Raw genomic sequence first — 19,886 nt, 5'->3', positions numbered from 1 at the left:
CGCGGGCCCGCTCGCCCTAGGACCTCGCCTGGCGGATGACCACCCCGAGTATGGCGAGTCCGATGCCCGCACCGGCACCAGCCCTGGGCCGCGACGTTAGGCTGGGCGGATGGCGACAGTACTCCTCGTGCGGCACGGCCGCACCACAGCCAATGCGACGGGTCTCCTGGCGGGTCGGACTCCCGGCGTCTTTCTCGACGACCACGGGCGGGACCAGGCGGCGCTGACCGGGGCGAGGATCGCGGCCGTGCCCGTGGTCGGGGTGGTGTCCAGCCCCCTCGAGCGCTGCGCGGAGACCGCCCGAGCCATCGTCGATCGCCAGAAGGGCGCACCGACCTCGTCGGTCGACCCCGAGCTCACGGAGTGCGACTACGGCCAGTGGCAGGGGCGCCAGCTCGGCGATCTGGCGAGCGAGGATCTGTGGCGGGTCGTGCAGTCGCATCCTTCCGCGGTCGTCTTTCCCGGCGGGGAGTCCATGGCGGGGATGCAGGCCAGGTCGGTGGCAGCGATCCGACGCCACGATGCTGCCGTCGAGGCCGAGCACGGGCCGGGCGCGGTGTGGGTGGCGGTGAGCCACGGTGACATCATCAAGTCGATCCTGGCCGACGCGCTCGGCATGCACCTCGACCTCTTCCAGCGGCTCGAGGTGGGGCCCGCCTCCGTGTCGATCGTGAGCTATGGCGCGAGCCGCCCGAGGGTCGGGGCGACCAACACCGACTCCGGTGACCTGTCCTGGCTTGCGAAGGCCATCCCCCCCGGCGACGCACCGGTGGGCGGCGGTGCAGGAACTCCCACCGCGGGAGGCCGGACGCCTAGGATCAAGACATGACCGACGTACCTGCACATCTTCACGAATTCGACTGGCCGGACCGGGTCGTCATCGGGACGGTCGGGCAACCTGGGGCCCGGACGTTCTACCTGCAGGCGCGTGCCGGGGCCCAGCTCGTGAGCGTCGCCTTGGAGAAGCAGCAGTCGGCTCTGCTCGCGCAGAAGATCGACGAGATCCTCGACCAGCTCAGCACCGTCGAGGGCAACCGCTTCAGCGTTCCCGCCAGCACTCCCGTCGAGCTCGTCGACAATGATCAGCTCGAGGCCGTCCAGGAGCAGTTCCGCGCCGGAGCCATCGGCATCGGCTGGGATCCCACCACAGCCCAGGTGATCATCGAGGCACACCCCCTCCCTGACGACGACGAGGCGCTCGACGAGGGCGCCGCGGAGGAGTCCGAGATGCTGCGGGTGCGGATGCCGGTCGGCACTGCTCGTGCGTTCACCCAGCGCACCCTGGAGATCGTGGACGCCGGGCGCCCCCTGTGCACGCTCTGCGACTATCCCATGGACCCCGACGGCCATATCTGCGTCATTCCCGACTACTGATGACCGCGACGGACCTGGTGACCGCCGAGCTGACGCTCACCGGTCGGATCACGACGGCGTCCAACGCGACGTTCCTGGGCAGCATCGGTGACGCGGTGGTCGTCTACAAGCCGGTGGCGGGCGAGGCCCCGCTCTGGGACTTCCCGGGCGGCACGCTGGCGCGCCGAGAAGTGGCCGCCTATCTGGTCTCGCGGGCCCTCAGCTGGAACGTCGTGCCGCGCACCTGGCTGCGCGACGGCCCGATGGGCGAAGGGATGGTGCAGCTCTGGCAGGAGCAGGATCGCGCCCAGCACGCCGTGGACCTGGTCCCGACCGACCACCTGCCCGCAACGGGCTGGAGAAGCGTTCTCGAGGCAGAGGATCAGAGCGGGCAGAGGATCACCCTCGTCCATGAGGACACACCGACGCTGCGACGCATGGCGGTGTTCGACCTGATCGTCAACAACGCAGATCGCAAAGGCGACCACATCCTGGCCATGGCCGACGGGCATCGCTACGGCGTCGACCACGGGCTCACCTTCCACCGCGATCACAAGCTGCGCACGGTCCTGTGGGGATGGCTGGGAGACGCGCTGACCGCCGAGGAGCACGACGGCATCGACCGCCTCAGCGACGAGCTGCGCGGTGAGCTGGGCCAACGCCTGACAGACCTGCTCAGCACAGAAGAGATCGCCTCGCTCACCGCGCGCTGCGCCCAGCTGCGTGAGGACGGGCACTTCCCGGCGCCGAGCGGTGAGATGCCGGCGGTGCCGTGGCCTCTGTTCTGAGGGCAGCCGCGGCCGCACGGACGAGCCAGGCCGGCGTGCGCCCGGGGCGCTGGGGCGGGATGAGCTCGCCCGCCTCGCAGCAGGCGACGAGCTGCCGCGCGCGGCGTTCGCGCGTGGAGGATTGCTTCGCGGACATGATCCAGTGGCGCACAGCCTTGCGGTAGCCGGGGGTCGCCGCCGCGAGGAATCCGACGGTGCCGGGTGACGCGTCCACGATCGCCCGCAGCTCCGGCGCGAGGTCCGCAGCAGGATTCTCATGCGAGTAGGTGCCCGACCGGTCGACGGAGCGCCGTTCGAACGCCGCGATGCCAGAGCGGTGCATACGGCCCTCCGACATGAGCCGCTCGACGTGCGCGATGTTCACGTTCGACCACGTGCTCCGCGATGTACGCGGTGACCAGCGCTGGCGGCGTGCATCATCATCGATCCTCTGCGACACCGAGTCGATCCATCCGAAGCACAGCGCCTCGAGCACAGCATCGGCCCAGCTGAGTCCCCGATCTGCGACATGGACCTTCCTCAGCTCCATCCATAGTTCGGCCTCAGTGTCGTGGTGGCGCTCGAGCCATGCGCGGAACTCGCCGGCGTCATGGAAGAAGATCGCCGGGCGCTCGGTCGTGCCACCGGGAGATCCGGGGACGGGATTCATGCACCCACTTTACGAGCCCGCGCCTGCCAACGACCAGCGCGGTGCTCGATCTCGATCGGATGATCGAAGCACTGGCTCACGCGGTCCGTGGTCAGCACCTCTCGCGCTGGACCGGAAGCGTGGAGGCGCCCGTGCTTGACCAGCATTGCGTGCGTCGTGGTCATGGGCAGCTCCTCCAGATGGTGGGTCACCAGGATGGTCGCGAGATCTGGGCGCTCCCGATGTAGCTCATCGATGGTCGTGAGGAACTGTTCGCGCGCCGCGACATCGAGTCCTGTGGACGGCTCGTCCAGGAGCAGGAGCGGAGGGGTAGGCAGCAGTGCACGCCCGATGAGAGCCCGCCCTCGTTCACCCTGCGACATCGTCGGCCACGTGGCCGCTTCGAGGCCAGAGAGACCGAGCATCTGGATCAGCTCGTCGGCACGAGCCTGGGTGACGTCATCCGGATGCCAGCGCGGCATGAGCTCTGTCGTTCCCGTTGCGCCCGTGAGGATGACCTGCCGCACGGTGAGCGGCGAGCTGAGTGGATGACGTGGATCGACATGCCCGATGGATTCTCGAAGTTCCCGGATATCGACGCGACCGAGCTTGCGGCCCAGAACGTGGACGCTGCCGCGGGTGGGGTGCGTGACTGCCCCACACATGCTGAGGATGGTGCTCTTACCAGCCCCGTTCGGCCCGATCAGCGCCCACCGCTCCCCTGCGTGAACCGTCACGTCGATGTCGGTGAGAATCTGCCGGGAGTCCCGCACGAAGTCCACGGAATCCAGTCGAAGAATCTCTCGGTCAGTCATCAGCACTCTCCAGTTCAGAGGTCGGGTTCAGTTGCTCACGGCTCGCGGACACGAGTCCGCTGCGCTCTTTGAGGACGAAGGAGAGCGCGAAGCCGACGGCCAGGAGCACAGCGATGACCACGAAGACTGACCGGACGCTCCTCAGATCCGCGATGGATCCCAGCAGAGGGCTCACCAGGCCACCGAGCGAGAGAGTCAGCCCCAGCGTGACACCGCTTGCCATACCGATCCTGTTCGGCAGGTAGGAGTGCGACAGGGTGATCTGCGCGGCGAACGGCAGGAACAAGCTCGCGCCCAAGACCGCTGTCGCGACGATGACCACCACCGGCGTCGGAGCGAGCACCATCGCCATGGTCGAGAGTGACGCCAGCAGATACCCGGTGCGGACGATGCGAAGACGTCCGAGACGGTCCGCGAGCCAGCCCCCGGCGAGAGTCCCGACCGCACCGGCTGCCGGGAACACTGACAGCGCGATCGAGGCGAAGCCTGTGGTCACGTCGAACCGCTGGATCGAGTAGAGCGAGACGAACGTCGAGGTGCCGACGTAGGCGACCGACCAGGTGGCCAGCACGGCAGTGAGCCACATGAAGGCTCGCCAGTCATCTGGGATGGATGCCCTGGGCGCTGCTGAGGATCGCTCAGCGGGTGCTGTCCACGTGAACAGGTGTCGCAATGAGACCAGGGCGTACACCGACCCCAGCACCACCGCCGGGATCAGGAGGAAGCCCGAACCGGACAGGCCGAAGGTGCCGACGACGAGTATGACGGCCGAGGGAGCCAGCGCCACGCCGACGTTCCCTCCGACGGAGAACAGGCTCATCGATCCGCTGGTGCCGCCCCCGAGCTCGCGGGCTTCCATCGTCGCTGCCGGATGGTACGCGGCGACACCGATGCCGGAGATCGCGACGACGACCCAGACGGCCGCATAGGAATCTGCGACGATGCCGCTCAGGGCAATGCCCGCGCCGGCGGCCAGGAGCCCTGCGAGGCTCATCCAGCGCATCCCATAACGGTCACTGAGGTGTCCGAACATCGGCTGGGCCACGCTCGACAGCGCCGTCGCTGCCAGCGTGATCCCTGCGACTGCTGCATAGGAGTACTCCGCGTGGAGCACGAAGAACGGCAGCAGCGCGGCGACTGCGCCGGTATAGAAATCATTCGCTGCGTGAGTGGCGGTCAGCGCCCACAGGCCCAGCCGGTGGCGAGTGGCCCCTCGGCGCGAAACTTCCAGGAGAGAACACACTCGGTCCGCAGCTCGGCGTAGGCCGATCCACCATCCGCGAAGCCATCCGCCGCCTGGCCGGACAGGGCGTGCTCGCGACGCGCCAGGGGGCTGGCGTCTTCGTGGCGGCACTCGATGTCGTCGAGGACTGGAGTTCGGCGCTGCGCAAGGCCGACATCAATTCCGTGATTGAGGCTCGCATCGCCATCGAAGTCGAAGCTGCGGCCCTCGCGGCCGAGCGGCGGTCCCCCTCTGAGCTGCGCGCGATCAGGCGTGCCGCAGACCAGCGTGACGCTCAGCGAACTGACTTCGAAGCACACGTCGACGCGGACATCGCCTTTCACCGCGCGATCGTCGCGGCGGCGCACAACCCGATCCTCGTCGACCTCTTCGACAGCTTCACCCCGCGCAGCCGCCACGCAATGGTGGAACTCCTGCGCATCAACGGAGAGTTCGGAAGCGACGCCGACCAGCACGCACACACCAGCATCCTCGACGCGATCGCCGACCGCGACGGGCAGGCAGCGTCAGCGCTGGCGCGGGAGCACCTGCTCACGCTGACGATGAGCTGAGCCGCGCTGCGAGCGCGGCCACGAACTCGTCCACAGCCTGCACTGCTGTGTCGAACTCCAGGACCTCGTCAGACCACGCCCCGTAGTCAGCCCGCCGGCGCTGCACGTCCGACCAGATCGGCTCGCCTACATAGGTGAGGCCGCGATCCCTGTCGCCGAGCCGACGCTCATGCTCCTGCAGATCGGAGATCACGAGGTGCACGAAGTCGAGATTCGCACCTGTTCGCAGAGCCGCAGTGCGCCAGGTCTGCCGAGCTTCTTCACTGTCGTTGACAGCATCGACAACGACATCGTGGCCGAGCCGCAGATTCTGCTCTGCCATCACACGCGTCGCCTCGTACGCGGCAACACCGACTTGCCAACCTGATGGCAGACCGCAGGCAAGGAGAGATTCTTCCACTGCGTCGATACACAGGTGGACTGACCCCGTGCGCGCAGCGACGATCTCGGCGATGCTCGTCTTTCCTACTCCGGGGAGGCCGGATAGCACGATGAGGCGCCCGGTCATGCGTCCGCCCGCGGCGTGATCGCCGCGACCTTCTCGCGCAGAGCGCGACGTTCCCGCCGCAACTCGTAATTCGACTGGAGATTCCTCCACAGCTCCTCGGAAGTCCCGAAGTACCGCGCCAGCCGGATCGCCGTATCGGCCGTGATCCGCCGCGTGCCGTTGACGATCTCGTTGATGCGCCGTGGAGGCACCCCGATCGATACCGCCAGCTTGTTCTGGGTGATCCCGAAACCCTCGATGAAGTCCTCCCTCAGGAACTCTCCCGGATGGATCGGACGGATTCGGTCTCCAGTCATACCCTCAGGCTATGACGAGTCCGCGGCCCTCGTCAGACATTGAAGCGGAACTCCACGACGTCGCCGCAGATACCAACCTCTCAACAGTCACCACGCGCGGAATCACGCCCTGCGGTGCGATTCTGGCCAGCCGCGTCCGAGCGCCTCGATGGAGTCGGCAAGGTCAGCGACAGGATGACGCCCATCGAGCTCAAGGCTCGCCCCACGCCGGAGCAGCGGCTCAACATCGGCCACATATCGCCGCACCTCACCCTGTTGCTCCAAGGTGCGGCCATAAGGGTTATTGGTTCGCGACGAGATGCGTTCGATCAGCACCTCGACCGGCGCGCTCAGGAGCACTACATGATCGAACCGGTCGTAGAACACCCCCTGATTCTCGACCGTACCGGACACGATCACGTCGCCGTGGGTGGCGAGCAGTTCACTCATCCGCCGTTCATCCCATGCGCTGCCTGGCAACTCCCAACCGTCATAGTCCGTATCGACGGTGAGATGGCCGCGGCGGTCCAACTCATCGAGCAGGGTCGACTTCCCCGCTCCAGACATTCCCGTGACAAGAACCCTAGGCACGACAGTCAGCGTACTTGGACGGACCGCCCCACGCCACGGAGCAGCGTCCGACAACTCATACGTTGAAGCGGAACTCCACCACGTCGCCGCACATACCAACCTCTGCCGCCAGACACGAGTTAGATGCTGCGCAAGACGGCGAGACGCTCCCTGGCCGCTCTGCGAACCAGCCAGATTATATGCTCAATATCCGTTCGCCACTCCCCTGATATTCTCATCCGGATGACTACCCCTGATGCGCATGCACTAGAAGCGGCCGAGCGATGGACTTCCTCGCAGATCAAGAACTGGTCGCCACAGTGGCGGACGAATCTAGCAGAATGGCTGGAGCCAAACCTCGCCCTCGTCGGAGATTCTGAGTGGGGCGGCCAGATCCGGGACATGGTTCAGCTCCCCGTCCAAGACCCCCTCGCGTGGGCGAACAGACGCGTGGAACTGCCGAACGGACATTGGGCCGTCGCGGGTATTCGGTTCCGGGGGCGAGACATTGAGAAGCCATTCGTGGACATAATCGCAACATCACTGCCGCCTGAACCATTGGGATTTGCCGCTCTCGGTGATGTTTTGCCGAGCTTCGACGCCTTCTCGCCGCTGTGCATGCGCGTCAACCTACCCGACCCGGAACAGCGACTTCGAGCGCTCACTGGTTCGGGTATGGATGTTGGACAAGCTACGCCAGATCTGCTGATCGTGGCACGCCCCGTAGCCGAGATGCGCGAGCAGCCTCTGGCCGACCGCTACGACGATGTGACTCTCGTTGCTTGCGCTCCGGAAGAAGCAGCAGAACGCGTCGCGGCAATCTACGAAGCACTAAAGCCATCACGGCCGCAACTGGGCCAGTGGGCCGTGCCGGCTGACGCAGAGTCGCTTGAGGATGCCGCGGAAGAAGGGCTACTTTTCGAGATTCGCGTGGGTGGCACCTCAGCGGGCATTGTGGCCGCAGAGCGTGATGATTCCTACGGATTCACTGGCTTCTGCATGCAGGAGATCGCCCTCAATTCAGCACATCGCGGACAACGTGTGGGCATCGCCGCCTTACAGCGGCTGACGCGACAAGTGCCGGCGAACACTAACGATGTGCTTTGGGGGCATATCCATCCAGACAACGTACCGTCTCTGCGTAACGCCCGAGACAGCGGGCGACAAGTGGTTACCGCTCATGTGTGGGTCACGCCTACTGGATACCGCGGAATGCCAACGACCTAAGCGGTTGAGGCACTTACTCGCCTGGTTGCGCACGCTAGATCGGAACTCCGGCAAATTCCTCGGCTTGAGGCAGAAGAGACGAAAACCCTATTCAGGCGGCATTTTTATACGTTGAACCTAAATTCCACCACGTCCCCGCACATACCAACCTCTGGATATGCAGAGTCGACGGCCATGCGCATCCTGACCATTCAGGCCCTCACCAGCGCCCGAGCCTGCCAGCGCCCTGCACGGTGCTCGATCTCGATCGGATGGTGGAAGCACTCGCTCACCAGCTCGGTCGTCAGGACGTCACGGGCTCGGCCAGCAGCATGAACCTGGCCGTCGTTGATCAGCATCGCGTGGGTCGTCGTCGTGGGGAGCTCCTCCAGGTGGTGCGTCACCAGGATGGTCGCGAGGTCCGGGCGTGCCCGGTGCAGCTCGTCGACGGTGCTGAGGAACTGCTCGCGCGCCGCGACGTCCAGTCCCGTGGAGGGCTCGTCCAGTAGCAGGAGCGGTGGGTCCGGCAGCAGGGCACGCGCGATGAGAGCCCGTCCTCGCTCGCCCTGCGACATCGTCGGCCAGGTTGCCGTTTCGAGCCCTGCGAGTCCGAGCATCTCGGTCAGCTCGTCAACACGGGCTTGGGTGGCGGGGTCGGGAGTCCAGCGCGGCATGAGCTCAGTCGTGCCCGTTGCACCGGTAAGAATCACCTGCCGAACTGTGAGCGGCGAGCTGAGCGGGTGGCGGGGATTGACATGTCCGATGTGCTCGCGCAGCTCCCGGATGTCGACTCGGCCGAGCTTGCGTCCCAGCACATGGACGCTGCCGCGGGTCGGGTGCTTCACCGCGCCGCACAGGCTCAGGATGGTGCTCTTGCCAGCTCCGTTCGGGCCGATCAGCGCCCATCGCTCCCCCGCACGAACCGTCAGGTTGATGCCGGTGAGAATCTGACGGGATTCCCGCACGAAGTCCACAGCTTCAAGGCGGAGGATCTCCTGGTCAGTCATTGGCGTTCTCCAGTTCGCTGCTCTGGTCCTGCTGCTGAAGGCTCTGGACGGGGCCGCCCCGGCGCTCCTTAAGCATGAACGAGAGCGCGAAGCCAGCTGCCAGCAGTACAGCGACGATAACGAAGACTGACTGGATGCTCGTCTGGTCCGCGATGGATCCCAGCAGCGGGCTGACCAGGCCTCCAAGCGAGAGCGTCAGCCCCAGCGTGACACCGCTGGCCATGCCGATCCTGTTCGGCAGGTACGAGTGCGACAGTGTGATCTGCGCAGCGAATGGCAGGAACAGGCTTGCACCCAGGACCGCCGTCGCGATGATCACCACCACAGGGGACGGTGCGAGCACGATCGCGATGGTGGAGATGGCCGCCAGCAGATAGCCGGTACGGACGACGCGCAGTCGTCCGACGCGGTCCGCGAGCCAGCCGCCGGCGAGGGTTCCCACTGCGCCGGCCGCCGGGAACACCGACAGCGCGATCGAGGCGAGGCCAGTGGTGACATCAAATCGCTGGATCGAGTAGAGCGAGATGAAGGTCGAGGTGCCGACGTAGGCGACCGACCAGGTGGCCAGCACCGCGCTGAGCCACAGGAAGGCTCGCCAGTCGTCGGGGATCGAAACCTTTGTAACGGCAGGTGCCCGCTCGGCAGCCACCGTCCGCGAGAACAGGTGTCGCCACGAGACCAGTACGTAGACCAGCCCCAGCACGACTGCCGGGATGATAAGGAAGCCCGAGCCAGACAGCCCGAAGGTTCCCACGACGAGAATCACGGCCGACGGTGCCAGGGCCACGCCGACGTTCCCGCCGACGGAGAACAGGCTCATCGATCCGCTGGTACCGCCGCCGAGCTCGCGGGCTTCCATTGTCGCTGCCGGGTGGTACGCGGCGACGCCGATGCCGGAGATCGCCACAACGATCCACACGGCCGCATACGAGTCGGCGAAGATGCCACTCAAGGCGATGCCAGCGCCGGCGGCAAGAAGGCCAGCCAGGCTCATCCAGCGCATCCCGTAGCGGTCGCTGAGGTATCCGAACATCGGCTGGGCAACGCTCGACAGTGCGGTCGCAGCAAGCGTGATGCCTGCAACTGCGGCATAGGAGTACTCCGCGTGGAGCACGAAGAACGGCAGCAGCGCTGCCACTGCGCCGGTGTAGAAGTCGTTCGCGGCATGGGTGGCTGTCAGTGCCCACAGGCCCAGCCGGTTGCGGGTTCGAGGAGAGGAAGAGGTCGTGCTCATGTGCTTCTTTCGATCCAGAGCGCGCAGAGACACGGCGCGCAAGAAGTGAGGGAGACCAGCAAGGGTGAGCCACTCCGCGCGCAGGTGTCTGGTCGGGTCAGTTCCTGGCGCGGCGGCGAAGGAGGAGTCGCTGGGGCATGGGCTAGACTCTACACAACTTCTCAGACAAGTAGCGAAGTGGAGGCTTCATGGCACAGGTGCAACGCACCCCGCTCGCAGAGCAAGCGGCAGATCTGCTCCTCGATCGGATTCGGGCTGGCGAGTGGCCACTGGGATCAAAGCTCCCCGGGGAGAACACTCTCGGCCCGCAGCTCGGGGTCGGCAGGTCGACTGTGCGCGAAGCGATTCGCCGTCTAGCGGGCCAGGGCGTGCTGGCTACGCGACAAGGAGCTGGCGTCTTCGTAGCTGCGCTCGATGTCGTCGAGGACTGGAGCACAGCGCTGCGCAAGGCAGACATCAACTCGGTGATCGAAGCGCGCATCGCCATCGAAGTCGAAGCTGCGGCTCTCGCGGCCGAGCGGCGCTCCCCCGCTGAGCTACGCGCGATACGGCACGCCGCGGATAAACGTGACGCACAGCGAACTGACATCGACATGCACGTTGACGCGGACATCGCCTTTCATCGAGCGATCATTGCGGCGGCACACAACCCGATCCTCGTCGACCTGTTCGATAGCTTCACTCCGCGCAGCCGCCAAGCCATGATCGACATGTTGCGACTGCGCGGCGAGTTTGGCAGCGATGCCGACCAGCACGCACACCAGGACATCCTCGACGCCATCGCCGACCGCGACGGTCAGACAGCATCAGCACTGGCGCGAAAGCACCTGCTCACCTTGAAGGTGGTGTGAGAGATGACGGGCGGGTGTGTTGCTGACCGAAGCCGACTAGCGGGGAGGCCGCGGCCATGCCACCAGAGGTTAAAGCGAAAAACGGAACTCCACCACGTCGCCGCAGCTAACAACCTCAGCGGACACTGGTCCGCGAGTCGCTGGCCTGATCGCGAGATAACCAGCGGCGAAGCACGTCGATCCACTCGTCGAAGGCGTCGAGGTGCGCATCATGGCTGCCGCCAGAGAGATCGACTCTGACCGTCTCGGGCCTGCGCCGGATCAGCTCGTCCTTGTCGGCATCGCTGAACATCCCGTGCTTGGCGAAAATCGCGAGCGTCGGAACCTGCAGAGCTTCCCACTCGTCCCAGCGCGGTTCATGCACAGCCTCGATCGTGCGTTGCATGACCGCGGCGTCGAAACGCGGGACGAGCCCATCATCCGTCGACTGGAGATCCGCTACCCAGGCATCAACGATCGCGTCATCACCGAGGAACTCGCGGGCAGCGGCCTCGTCCCGGAACGGAACCGGCCAGGACGCGAAGTACGCGCCGAGACCAGCAGCCTCGCGCGGATCGTCACTCCCCGACACATGACCTTCGAGCATCACGAGCCCCTCGACCAGGTCTGGGCGCGCTGCTGCTGCGAGAAAAGCAGTGTGGGCTCCCATCGACTGCCCGACGAGCGTCGCTCGACTCCCTGGGGCGAGCTCCTCGATCGCCGCCACGACGTCGCCGACGAAGGCGTCGCGGGATAGATCATCGGGAAGCCGCGTGCTCGCACCGTGCCCTCGCTGGTCCACGAGCAGGACCCGATGGTCCTGCAACGCTCGCGCCGTGCGCAGCAACTCCCGCGAGCTCCCGGCAAGCCCGTGCAGTAGCACGACGACAGGGCCGTCGCTGCCGAGGTCGGTGACGGCGATACAGACGCCTCCGGGGCGCTGCACGACGCAGCTGGTCACGCGACCTGCAGCGGCGCGATCGCCGCGATCTGCTCACCTGCTGCGTCCTCGGCGCGGTCGAGCTCATAGTGGCTCTGCAGGTTGATCCAGAACTCGGCCGACGTGCCGAAGTACCTCGCGAGCCGCAGTGCCGTGTCTGCGGTGATCCCCCGCTTGCCGTGCACGATCTCGTTGATCCGCCGGGGCGGGACGCCGATCGACACGGCGAGCTTGTTCTGTGTGATGCCGAAGCCCTCGATGAAGTCCTCCATGAGCACCTCGCCCGGGTGGATCGGCTCGATCTTGTCAGTGGTAGTCAACGATCTGCACCTCCTCTGGTCCAGCGTCGGTCCACACGAAGCAGATCCGCCACTGGTCGTTGATCCTGATGCTGTGCTGCCCGACCCGATCGCCCTTGAGCGCCTCGAGCCGATTGCCAGGCGGGACGCGGAGGTCATCGAGAGACTCTGCAGACCCCACCTGACGTAGCTTGCGCAGCGCGACCCGATGGATCCTCGGATCGATCGAGCGCACGCGCTCACGACGCCACAGCCGTTCGGTGTCCTTGTTGCCGAACGATCTGATCACGAAACCAGTGTATAACGGAGTCCGTCATTAACGCTAGACGTTAAACCGGAACTCCACCGCATTCAGGCACGGAGAAACATCTGCGCTGGGGGCCGGAAGATCCCGCCCGCGTGCGCTCTGCCCGGTCAGCTATCTTCCGCTACCCAGTAGCACGATGCCCCGGAGCTGCCCAATGCGATGACACCCGCATCGAACACGTGCTCTGTGGCCGGCTTCCAGGATGCTCCGCTCGCTTCAGGAAGCCCCTCGGTATTCGTAGCGAATCGTGTGCCGAACTTCCCGGCACTGCTGAGGAACTGATCTGCGAGCCATCGGGCACGATGCGCCGGCATCAACGCGTGACCGTGGGCCATCGAAGTGCTGAGCAGATGGACGAGGATCTGCCGTGCGCGCTCTTGATCGATCTCAATCCACGCACACCCGATCGGTGCGATGCCCGCCGCGGCCGCTGCTTCGTCGAAATCGGTGCGAGGCACGTCGTCACACAGCAACCACGTCCGGTCGGCGGGGCGCTCGCGCAAGAGTTGCGCGGCTCGGTCATCGATCACCCGGTCACAGTATCCCGGTTCGCCGCCACTACGAGCTATTCCCATAGCCTGTAACCATGACCCGCCGCACGGATCGCAGCCCGAGCGATGAGTTCACCACCGTCGAGCGCCGCCTGCTGGATCTACTCTGCGCGGGCGACGACGCCACTTCCGCACGCTCCCAACTAGTGCCGCCGCGCAGACGTGCACGACGAGCGCGACTAGGCAACAGATTGCTGGCCGGCACACGTTCGTCGCTGCCAGAGATCAAAGCGAAAACCTAAATTCCACCGAGTTCCGGCGCGGAGCAACCTCTGGTGAGAGATCACCGCCTCGGACGGTCGGCCCGCGAGCACGACGGATAGCCCAACCCAGACCGCGACGCTCTCGAGGTCACGACTCCCGCCGCGCACGGCGGAGGCGAGGGATGATCTCGACGGCGATGACCGTCACCGTGCTGAAGAGGCCCAGACCGAGGATCAGCCAGGCGATCCACCATGCATCATCCTCGTCCTCCACACGCGCGCCGACGCCGCTTTTCCCTGGGAACACCCAGCCGACGGTGTACGCCGGGTCCAGCAGCAGGACCAGCCCCCATCCGATGAGCATGAGCCACACCGCACACGACGCCACCTGCGCGACCAGCATCGGCGTCACCGCGGACCGCGGCAGAAGCAGCAGAGCAGGGGCCGTCGAACCCACCAGTGTCAGAGCAGCACAGGCGACGAACACACCCCAGATACCCCAGGACCAGGCCATCGCGCACCCGCCGACCGCCAGCACCGCCGTGGCAGCGACGATCGCCCAGTGCTTCCTGGCGAGACGCAGCTGCATCCGCCTCGATCGCCCGGGGATCACTCACGCACCGCCGTCTGTCGAGATGTCAGACGTTAAACCGGAACTCCACCACGTCGCCGTCGCGCATGACGTATTCCTTGCCCTCGATGCGCACCTTGCCCTTGGCCTTGGCCTCAGCCATCGAGCCAGCCTCCATGAGCTGGTCGAAGGAGACGATCTCAGCCTTGATGAAGCCGCGCTCGAAGTCGGTGTGGATGACGCCGGCGGCCTGCGGAGCAGTGGCGCCCTTGGGGATGGTCCAGGCGCGGGACTCCTTGGGGCCAGCCGTCAGGTAGGACTGCAGACCGAGGGTGTCGTAGCCGACGCGGGCGAGCTGGGCGAGCCCGGACTCCTCCTGGCCGGTGGACTCGAGCATCTCGGCAGCCTCGTCCTCGTCGAGCTCGATGAGCTCGGACTCGAACTTCGCGTCGAGGAAGATCGCCTCAGCCGGGGCCACGAGCTTGCGCAGCGCGTCCTGCGAGGCGGTGTCTGCGAGGCCTTCCTCATCGGTGTTGAACACGTAGATGAAGGGCTTGGCGGTCATGAGCTGCAGCTCGCGGATCGCAGCGATGTCGATTCCCGCCGCCTCGGCACCCTGGTACAGGGTCTTGCCGGTCTCCAGCAGGGCCTTGGCCTTGATGAGGTTCGGCAGCACAGCGGCGTCGACGAGACCGCGCTTGGTGTCCTTCTCCAAGCGCTGCATCGAGTTCTCGATGGTCTGGAGGTCGGCGAGGATCAGCTCGGTGGTGATGACCTCCATGTCGTTGGAGGGATCGGTGGAGCCCTCAACACGGGTCACATCGGGATCCGCGAAGGCACGGGTGACCTGGCAGATCGCGTCGGCCTCACGAATGTTGGCAAGGAACTTGTTGCCCAGCCCCTCACCTTCGCTCGCACCCTTGACGATGCCCGCGATGTCCACGAAGGACACGGTCGCCGGCAGCAGCTTCTGACTGCCGAACACCTCGGCGAGCTGCGCGAGGCGCGGATCGGGCAGCGGCACCATGCCGACGTTGGGGTCGATGGTCGCGAACGGGTAGTTCGCGGCGAGGACCTCAGCGCGGGTCAGGGCGTTGAAGAGGGTGGACTTGCCAACATTGGGCAGGCCGACGATTCCGATAGTTAGAGCCACGGGAGCTGATTCTACGGGACCGTGCCCGGCCGTGACCCCGCCCCGGGGGTGACGTCGCAGACCCCATGAGGGTCACCTGGGCTTTCAGGCCTTCCCATCGGCGGCGATCAGCACAGTGAGCGCACGCGACGGCGAACGGCCGGGCCCGGTGGGGCCCGGCCGTCCTCGTGAGGTGGCTCAGTACGCGACGGCGAAGCGGGTGCGGCGGTGGGCCGGAGCCTCCACCTCGTCGAGGATCGCGAGCGCCAGGTCCGCGCCCGAGAGCTCGGAGTTCCCCTGCTCGTCCGTGAGCATCACGTCGCCGCCGACGCGGTAGGTGCCCTTGGATTCACCGGGGTTCATGCCGTTGAACATCGCGGCGGGGCTGACGAAGAACCAGTCCAGCTCCTCACCCTCGGCGCGCAGGTCCTCGAGGACGGCGTCGAGTTCGCGAGCCTCGACCTGGAAGGGCTCGGGGAAGTCGGGGGTGTCGACGAGCTTGGGGCCGCCCTCGGAGATGACCAGCGAGCCGGCTCCTCCGATCACGCCGAGGCGCACGCCCTTCTCGGCGGCGAGTTCGCGGAGGGTGGAGTACGCGCCGCGCAGCAGGCCCGCCTCGGCGAGGTCGCCGCGGGGCGACGCGGTCGCGATCACGACGTCGGCCCCCTCCAGGAGCTCCGCGAGGAACTCCGCGTCGCGCACGTCTCCGGCGCGGTGGGTGGCGCCTGCGGGCAGCGACTCCGGGGCGGTGCGGCTGACGGCGAGGGCCTCGTGGCCGCGGCCTGCCGCTTCCGCGACGATGTGGCTCCCGGCGTATCCGGTGCCTCCCAGAACGATGATGCGAGCCATGGGCTCTCCTTCCGTGCGCTCTCCTGAGCGCGGTCGAGATCACGGGGCGAGGATGCCCCTGGCCCGTGGCAGATGCCGTGGACCTTGACACTCACCGTAAGTAACCTAGTCTCTGTTGGGAAGTAGGCACTTTGCGGTAACCGTCCCTCCCCGCCATTCCGTCCATCACTGAGGAGCACATCATGGCCCTGCTCGAGTTCGACCCCTACGACCGCGGCTGCCCCTCGCGCCAGCTGCTCGACCGGATCGGGGACCGCTGGACAGTGCTCGTGATCGGCATCCTGGAAGACGGCCCTCACCGCTTCTCACAGCTCTCCCGCCGGGTCGAGGGCATCTCCCAGAAGATGCTCACGCAGACCCTGCGCGCCCTCGAGGCCGACGGTCTGGTGCTGCGCACCGCCTATCCAGAGATCCCGCCACGAGTGGAGTACGAGCTCACCGCGCTGGGCCGTTCCTTGCTGGAACCGTTGCACGCCCTGGTGTCCTGGGCGAGCGAGCACATGGGCGAGGTGGAGACCTTCCGCGAGGGCGCACCGGTCGCCTGACCTCCTGCACCCCAGCTCCGCGTCTGACCCCACACAGCGAGCACGGACACACCGGCGTGCACGAGGCCGCCGGGCGTGGCGGCGTTCGTCTGTCCCACCCCCGTGATGAGCTGTGGCAATGAGCGGAACACAGATGCTCCTGCTGGGCCTCGTGCTCGGGGCGGCTCTCGGCGCGGTCGTGACCTGGCTGCTGATGCGCGAGCGTGCCCGGAACGCGGTACTGCAGCAGCGCACGCAGGCGGAGTCCTCGAGTCAAATGCTGCGCCTGGCCGATGAGCGCTACGAGCGGGACACCGCCCGCCGGGATGCGGCAGAAGAAGAACGTGAGGCGGATCTGCAGCGCACCCTCGCCCCCATCACTGCGACACTCAGCCATCTCGAACGCTCGCTGGCCCGCTCGGAGACCGCGAGGAGCGATGCGGAAGGAGCGTTGCGCTCGCATCTGTCCCAGCTCGCCCAGCGCGCGCAATCCCTCGAAACCGGCACCAGCGCGCTCACGGCAGCGCTGCGCTCCCCCACCACCCGCGGCCGCTGGGGGGAGGTGCAGCTGCGCAGGATCGTCGAGACGGCCGGGATGATCGAGCACGTCGACTTCACCGAGCAGCTGAGCGGCACCCGCGCCGATGGGAACGCCGGGCAGCGCCCGGACCTCGTCGTCCACCTCTCCGGCGACCGCCATGTGGTGATCGATGCGAAAGCCCCGATGGACGCCTACCTCGACGCGACCGAGGAGACCGACCCCGACCGCGCCGCCGCTCGCCGGAAGGCCCATGCCAAGGCGCTGCGCCACCACATGGGAGTGATCTCCGCGAAGGCCTACTGGAAGGCGCTCGGCGACACCCCCGAGTTCACAGTCCTGTTCGTGCCGAGCGACGGGGTGCTCGCCGCGGCGCTGGAGACGGATCCGGCACTGCTTGAGGATGCCTTCAGCCGGGACGTGGTGATCGCCTCCCCCGCCACCCTCGTCGCCCTGCTGCGCACCGTGGCCCACACCTGGCGCACCGACGCCCTGAACCGGGACGCCCGCGAGGTGCTCGAGACGGGCCGCGAGCTGCACCACCGGCTCGGCACCTTCACCGGCCACCTCGGCAAGGTGGGCCGCTCCCTGGACGCCTCCGTCGCAGCCTTCAACGAAGCGGTCGGCTCCCTGCAGTCACGGGTGATGGTCAGCGCCCGCAAGTTCGAGGAGCTCGGGCTGAGCGGCACGGCAGTGGACGAGGTCGAGCAGCTCACCCGGCGCGCGCGCACCCTCGAGGAGGCGGAGATTGCGGATCTCGCCGACCCCGGCGATGCGACCTCCCCGGAGCGGTCACGGCGCTCCGCCGGCTGACCCACACGGCACGGCACGGCACGGCACGGCACGGCACGGCACGATTCTTGACAGTCTCGCCCAGCACTCGGCAACCCCGTCAGTCGGCCAGTGGCCCTGGCCTCTGACGGGTTGCCTCTCAGCGCCGGTTGCGCACCAGCACCACGGCACCGATCGTGAGCGCTGCAAGCAGGATCCCGCCGCCGAGGCCTCCCAGCACGGCCCACACCACGGGCGGCATGGAGAGCCCTGCCTGCTCGTCCGTGCTCGGTGGATACTCCAGCTCGGGCGCCTCTCCGCCGTCGCTACCGCCGCCATCGGAGGCTTCCGCCGCGGCGCCCGGATCCGCAGCCGTGCGGTCATCCACGGCGCCCTGGCCGGTCAGCTCCGGTCCCTTGCCCGCCGTCCCGACCACATCGAGGTCGAGCACGTACGGGATCTCGAACAGCCGCTCCGCGGAGTAGCTCGACGGGACGATCGCGAGCTGGATGTAGTAGTCGCCGGCGAGGAACGAGGAGCGTGCCTCGGTGCCGCCGCCTTCGCGGTTGCGGTACTGGATCGGGGCGGCCTGGTTCAGCTGCACCGCCGCCCCGGAGGTCGCCGGCTGCGAAACACCAGAGGCCGACGCCTCGTTCGACGGCGGGACCACTGTGTACACCCCGTCGCGCAGCGGCGAGAGCATCGTGGTCTACAACGTCAGGTCCACCCCCTCCGGCGCCTCGAACTCACCCAGGGACAGCGCCGCCCGCACCTGCTGGCCGTACTGAGCTGGGACCCGGAAGAATTGCACCTCGCCAGGGATGATGGTGCCGCGCATCGGGCCATCGACGTCCGATACCGCGGAGGCGAAGGAGAAGGCGGCCTGGATCTGTTCACCGTCGGCGGGGACGGGGAGGGGCTCCTGCGGGCGCATGTACGTGGCCGCCGGCGGCAGGCCATCGAGGTCCACCGCTTCTTCGGCGAAGAACTGCACCTCCACCGGGACCGCTTCCTCGAGCGCCGGGTCACCGGTGCGCTCGACCTCGAGCACCACGGTCCCATCGGCGTCCTCACCGAAGCAGGCCAGGTTCTCCGTCTCGCCCATGCGCGGGGTGGCGATCGTTGCGGTCAGGGGACCCTGGCCGAGGTCCGCCTCGGCGCGAGCCTGGATCTCCCCGATCCGGCAGTCGACGCCGTCCGCGGAGCTGGTGCGCAGCCGCAGCTGGGCGAGGCGATTGGTGACTCCATCCCCGCCCGGCAGCACCATGGTCGCCGAGATATGCGCGATCTCCCCAGGTGCGAGCTGCAGGCGATAGAAGCGGGAGGAGCCCTCACCGTCGTCGATCGCGGCGCTGCCATGCTCGAGCACGTCGAGGAAGGAGCCGGGCGGCATATCCACCGCGTCCTCGGTGGTGGCCCCGCCGGTGATGGGTTGGCCCTGCGTCGCATATCCCTGGATCGCGCGGGTCATCTTCACCAGCAGCTCTTCGCGCAGGGTCTCGGCATCGGAGGCATCGGCGAAGGTCCCGCCGGTGACCTCGGCGATGCACGCCAGCTCGTCCCGGGCAGCCTGCTCGGCTTTGAATCCGATGGTGTGGATCCGCATCTCGGGGTGCTCGGCGGCGATGCCCGTGGCCACCTCGCACGGGGGCGGGCCGCCGCATTCGTCGATGCCGTCGGAGACCAGCACGATCGAGCGCATCTCCGCCTCGGGGAGCGCGTCTGCGGCCTTCTGCAGCGAGAGCCCGATGGGGGTGAAGCCGGAGGGCTGCACCCCCTCGATCGCGCTGATGAGCCCTTCTCGGTCCAATCCGTCGGGCTCGACCAGCAGCTTCACGTCCAGGCACCCGGCCTCCTGGCTCGCCGCGGTCGCGGCGTCGGAGTTCCCGTAGGTCATCAGGCCCACGGCGGCATCCTCGGGAAGCATCGGCACCAGCGTGGTGACCGCTTCCTTCGCCACCTCCATGCGGGTGCGTCCGTCCACGTCATCGGCATCCATCGAACCGGAGGCATCGAAGACCAGCATCGACGGCGCTGTGCGCCCGGTGTTGAACCCCTCTGCCTGCGCGCGAGGCAGAGCCGCCGGGACCAGCACCGCGAGAGCGGTCAGCAGTATCGCGACGCTGAGCGCGGCGAGCGGACAGGTGAGCGCGCGGGTGGACACCGGGCCATCATGCCGAATGAACCGGCTCC

At 67.0% G+C, this 19,886-nt stretch carries 25 protein-coding genes; 8 read left to right on the top strand and 17 right to left on the bottom strand.

Annotated features, from left to right (window positions below; genetic code table 11):
• Positions 1-109 precede the first annotated feature (109 nt).
• Genes ABD893_RS06910 through ABD893_RS06900 form a run of 3 tightly spaced genes read left to right on the top strand, consistent with a single transcriptional unit; the run spans position 110 to position 2,141 of the window.
• Positions 110-829 (top strand): MSMEG_4193 family putative phosphomutase, encoded by a 720-nt coding sequence (locus ABD893_RS06910; RefSeq protein WP_345077325.1) that lies wholly within the window; start codon positions 110-112, stop codon positions 827-829.
• On the top strand, positions 826-1,374 hold the full coding sequence (locus tag ABD893_RS06905) for a DUF3090 domain-containing protein (RefSeq protein WP_345077323.1): 549 nt from the start codon (positions 826-828) through the stop codon (positions 1,372-1,374). The genes ABD893_RS06910 and ABD893_RS06905 overlap by 4 nt, the downstream gene beginning before the upstream one ends.
• On the top strand, positions 1,374-2,141 hold the full coding sequence (locus ABD893_RS06900; protein WP_345077320.1) for an SCO1664 family protein: 768 nt from the start codon (positions 1,374-1,376) through the stop codon (positions 2,139-2,141). Before ABD893_RS06905 ends, ABD893_RS06900 begins: the two co-directional genes overlap by 1 nt.
• Here ABD893_RS06900 and ABD893_RS06895 read toward each other — a convergent pair.
• Genes ABD893_RS06895 through ABD893_RS06885 form a run of 3 tightly spaced genes read right to left on the bottom strand, consistent with a single transcriptional unit; the run spans position 2,053 to position 4,827 of the window.
• Positions 2,053-2,790 carry a YdeI/OmpD-associated family protein gene (locus ABD893_RS06895; RefSeq protein WP_345077317.1) on the bottom strand — a complete coding sequence of 246 codons (738 nt, stop codon included), beginning with the start codon at positions 2,788-2,790 and terminating at the stop codon, positions 2,053-2,055. The genes ABD893_RS06900 and ABD893_RS06895 overlap by 89 nt on opposite strands.
• On the bottom strand, positions 2,787-3,584 hold the full coding sequence (locus ABD893_RS06890; RefSeq protein WP_345077314.1) for an ABC transporter ATP-binding protein: 798 nt from the start codon (positions 3,582-3,584) through the stop codon (positions 2,787-2,789). The genes ABD893_RS06895 and ABD893_RS06890 overlap by 4 nt, the downstream gene beginning before the upstream one ends.
• Positions 3,577-4,827 carry an MFS transporter gene (locus ABD893_RS06885; RefSeq protein ID WP_345077311.1) on the bottom strand — a complete coding sequence of 417 codons (1,251 nt, stop codon included), beginning with the start codon at positions 4,825-4,827 and terminating at the stop codon, positions 3,577-3,579. The genes ABD893_RS06890 and ABD893_RS06885 overlap by 8 nt, the downstream gene beginning before the upstream one ends.
• Positions 4,828-4,895: 68 nt before the next feature.
• Here ABD893_RS06885 and ABD893_RS06880 point away from each other — a divergent pair, with 68 nt between their 5' ends.
• On the top strand, positions 4,896-5,378 hold the full coding sequence (locus ABD893_RS06880; protein WP_345077308.1) for a FadR/GntR family transcriptional regulator: 483 nt from the start codon (positions 4,896-4,898) through the stop codon (positions 5,376-5,378).
• On the opposite strand, the gene ABD893_RS06875 is transcribed toward ABD893_RS06880, so the two are convergent.
• The 3 genes from ABD893_RS06875 to ABD893_RS06865 form a co-directional block, all read right to left on the bottom strand.
• Complete coding sequence (locus ABD893_RS06875; protein WP_345077304.1) at positions 5,359-5,886, bottom strand: P-loop nucleotide/nucleoside kinase family protein; 528 nt, start codon at positions 5,884-5,886, stop codon at positions 5,359-5,361. The two genes, ABD893_RS06880 and ABD893_RS06875, sit on opposite strands and share 20 nt — an antisense overlap.
• Positions 5,883-6,182 carry a HigA family addiction module antitoxin gene (locus ABD893_RS06870; RefSeq protein ID WP_345077301.1) on the bottom strand — a complete coding sequence of 100 codons (300 nt, stop codon included), beginning with the start codon at positions 6,180-6,182 and terminating at the stop codon, positions 5,883-5,885. The genes ABD893_RS06875 and ABD893_RS06870 overlap by 4 nt, the downstream gene beginning before the upstream one ends.
• A 102-nt stretch (positions 6,183-6,284) precedes the next feature.
• On the bottom strand, positions 6,285-6,752 hold the full coding sequence (locus tag ABD893_RS06865) for an AAA family ATPase (protein ID WP_343923481.1): 468 nt from the start codon (positions 6,750-6,752) through the stop codon (positions 6,285-6,287).
• A gap of 222 nt (positions 6,753-6,974) precedes the next feature.
• On the opposite strand from ABD893_RS06865, the gene ABD893_RS06860 reads away from it, so the two are divergent.
• Entirely contained in the window at positions 6,975-7,958 is a 984-nt protein-coding gene (locus tag ABD893_RS06860) for a hypothetical protein (protein ID WP_141393428.1), read from the top strand.
• Positions 7,959-8,149: 191 nt separating this feature from the next.
• On the opposite strand, the gene ABD893_RS06855 is transcribed toward ABD893_RS06860, so the two are convergent.
• Together ABD893_RS06855 and ABD893_RS06850 are read right to left on the bottom strand one after the other, a co-directional pair.
• The gene (locus tag ABD893_RS06855) at positions 8,150-8,944 is read right to left on the bottom strand and encodes an ABC transporter ATP-binding protein (protein WP_345077294.1); all 795 of its coding nucleotides are present in this window, start codon (positions 8,942-8,944) and stop codon (positions 8,150-8,152) included.
• Positions 8,937-10,178: an MFS transporter gene (locus tag ABD893_RS06850; protein ID WP_345077291.1), complete on the bottom strand. Its 1,242-nt coding sequence runs from the start codon at positions 10,176-10,178 to the stop codon at positions 8,937-8,939. The genes ABD893_RS06855 and ABD893_RS06850 overlap by 8 nt, the downstream gene beginning before the upstream one ends.
• Before the next feature lie 188 nt (positions 10,179-10,366).
• Between ABD893_RS06850 and ABD893_RS06845 the strand changes: the two genes are divergently transcribed.
• Positions 10,367-11,029 (top strand): FadR/GntR family transcriptional regulator, encoded by a 663-nt coding sequence (locus ABD893_RS06845; protein ID WP_345077288.1) that lies wholly within the window; start codon positions 10,367-10,369, stop codon positions 11,027-11,029.
• 115 nt (positions 11,030-11,144) lie between these two features.
• Here the strand turns inward: ABD893_RS06845 and ABD893_RS06840 are convergent, their stop codons facing one another.
• The 7 genes from ABD893_RS06840 to ABD893_RS06810 form a co-directional block, all read right to left on the bottom strand.
• Positions 11,145-11,891, bottom strand: a complete 747-nt coding sequence (locus tag ABD893_RS06840; RefSeq protein ID WP_345077760.1) for an alpha/beta fold hydrolase — start codon at positions 11,889-11,891, stop codon at positions 11,145-11,147.
• 74 nt (positions 11,892-11,965) lie between these two features.
• Complete coding sequence (locus ABD893_RS06835; protein ID WP_087484212.1) at positions 11,966-12,268, bottom strand: HigA family addiction module antitoxin; 303 nt, start codon at positions 12,266-12,268, stop codon at positions 11,966-11,968.
• The gene (locus tag ABD893_RS06830) at positions 12,255-12,536 is read right to left on the bottom strand and encodes a type II toxin-antitoxin system RelE/ParE family toxin (protein ID WP_345077283.1); all 282 of its coding nucleotides are present in this window, start codon (positions 12,534-12,536) and stop codon (positions 12,255-12,257) included. Before ABD893_RS06830 ends, ABD893_RS06835 begins: the two co-directional genes overlap by 14 nt.
• Before the next feature lie 125 nt (positions 12,537-12,661).
• Positions 12,662-13,084: a hypothetical protein gene (locus ABD893_RS06825; RefSeq protein ID WP_345077280.1), complete on the bottom strand. Its 423-nt coding sequence runs from the start codon at positions 13,082-13,084 to the stop codon at positions 12,662-12,664.
• A gap of 372 nt (positions 13,085-13,456) precedes the next feature.
• Positions 13,457-13,897: a hypothetical protein gene (locus ABD893_RS06820; RefSeq protein WP_345077276.1), complete on the bottom strand. Its 441-nt coding sequence runs from the start codon at positions 13,895-13,897 to the stop codon at positions 13,457-13,459.
• A gap of 49 nt (positions 13,898-13,946) precedes the next feature.
• Positions 13,947-15,032: a redox-regulated ATPase YchF gene (ychF, locus tag ABD893_RS06815; protein ID WP_345077273.1), complete on the bottom strand. Its 1,086-nt coding sequence runs from the start codon at positions 15,030-15,032 to the stop codon at positions 13,947-13,949.
• Between the two features lie 177 nt (positions 15,033-15,209).
• Positions 15,210-15,860 carry an NAD(P)-dependent oxidoreductase gene (locus ABD893_RS06810; protein WP_345077270.1) on the bottom strand — a complete coding sequence of 217 codons (651 nt, stop codon included), beginning with the start codon at positions 15,858-15,860 and terminating at the stop codon, positions 15,210-15,212.
• A gap of 182 nt (positions 15,861-16,042) precedes the next feature.
• On the opposite strand from ABD893_RS06810, the gene ABD893_RS06805 reads away from it, so the two are divergent.
• Positions 16,043-16,405 (top strand): winged helix-turn-helix transcriptional regulator, encoded by a 363-nt coding sequence (locus ABD893_RS06805; RefSeq protein WP_345077267.1) that lies wholly within the window; start codon positions 16,043-16,045, stop codon positions 16,403-16,405.
• A 118-nt stretch (positions 16,406-16,523) separates the two neighbouring features.
• Entirely contained in the window at positions 16,524-17,735 is a 1,212-nt protein-coding gene (locus ABD893_RS06800; RefSeq protein ID WP_345077265.1) for a DNA recombination protein RmuC, read from the top strand.
• Positions 17,736-17,853: 118 nt separating this feature from the next.
• Here the strand turns inward: ABD893_RS06800 and ABD893_RS06795 are convergent, their stop codons facing one another.
• Positions 17,854-18,396 (bottom strand): hypothetical protein, encoded by a 543-nt coding sequence (locus ABD893_RS06795; RefSeq protein WP_345077263.1) that lies wholly within the window; start codon positions 18,394-18,396, stop codon positions 17,854-17,856.
• Between the two features lie 6 nt (positions 18,397-18,402).
• Positions 18,403-19,857: a vWA domain-containing protein gene (locus ABD893_RS06790; RefSeq protein WP_345077261.1), complete on the bottom strand. Its 1,455-nt coding sequence runs from the start codon at positions 19,855-19,857 to the stop codon at positions 18,403-18,405.
• Positions 19,858-19,886: the final 29 nt, after the last annotated feature.

This window comes from Brachybacterium paraconglomeratum, from assembly GCF_039541415.1.
In the GTDB taxonomy this organism is placed as follows: domain Bacteria; phylum Actinomycetota; class Actinomycetes; order Actinomycetales; family Dermabacteraceae; genus Brachybacterium; species Brachybacterium paraconglomeratum_A.
Note: the sequence above shows the minus strand (reverse complement) of the source record. Positions and strands in the feature narration are given on the sequence as shown.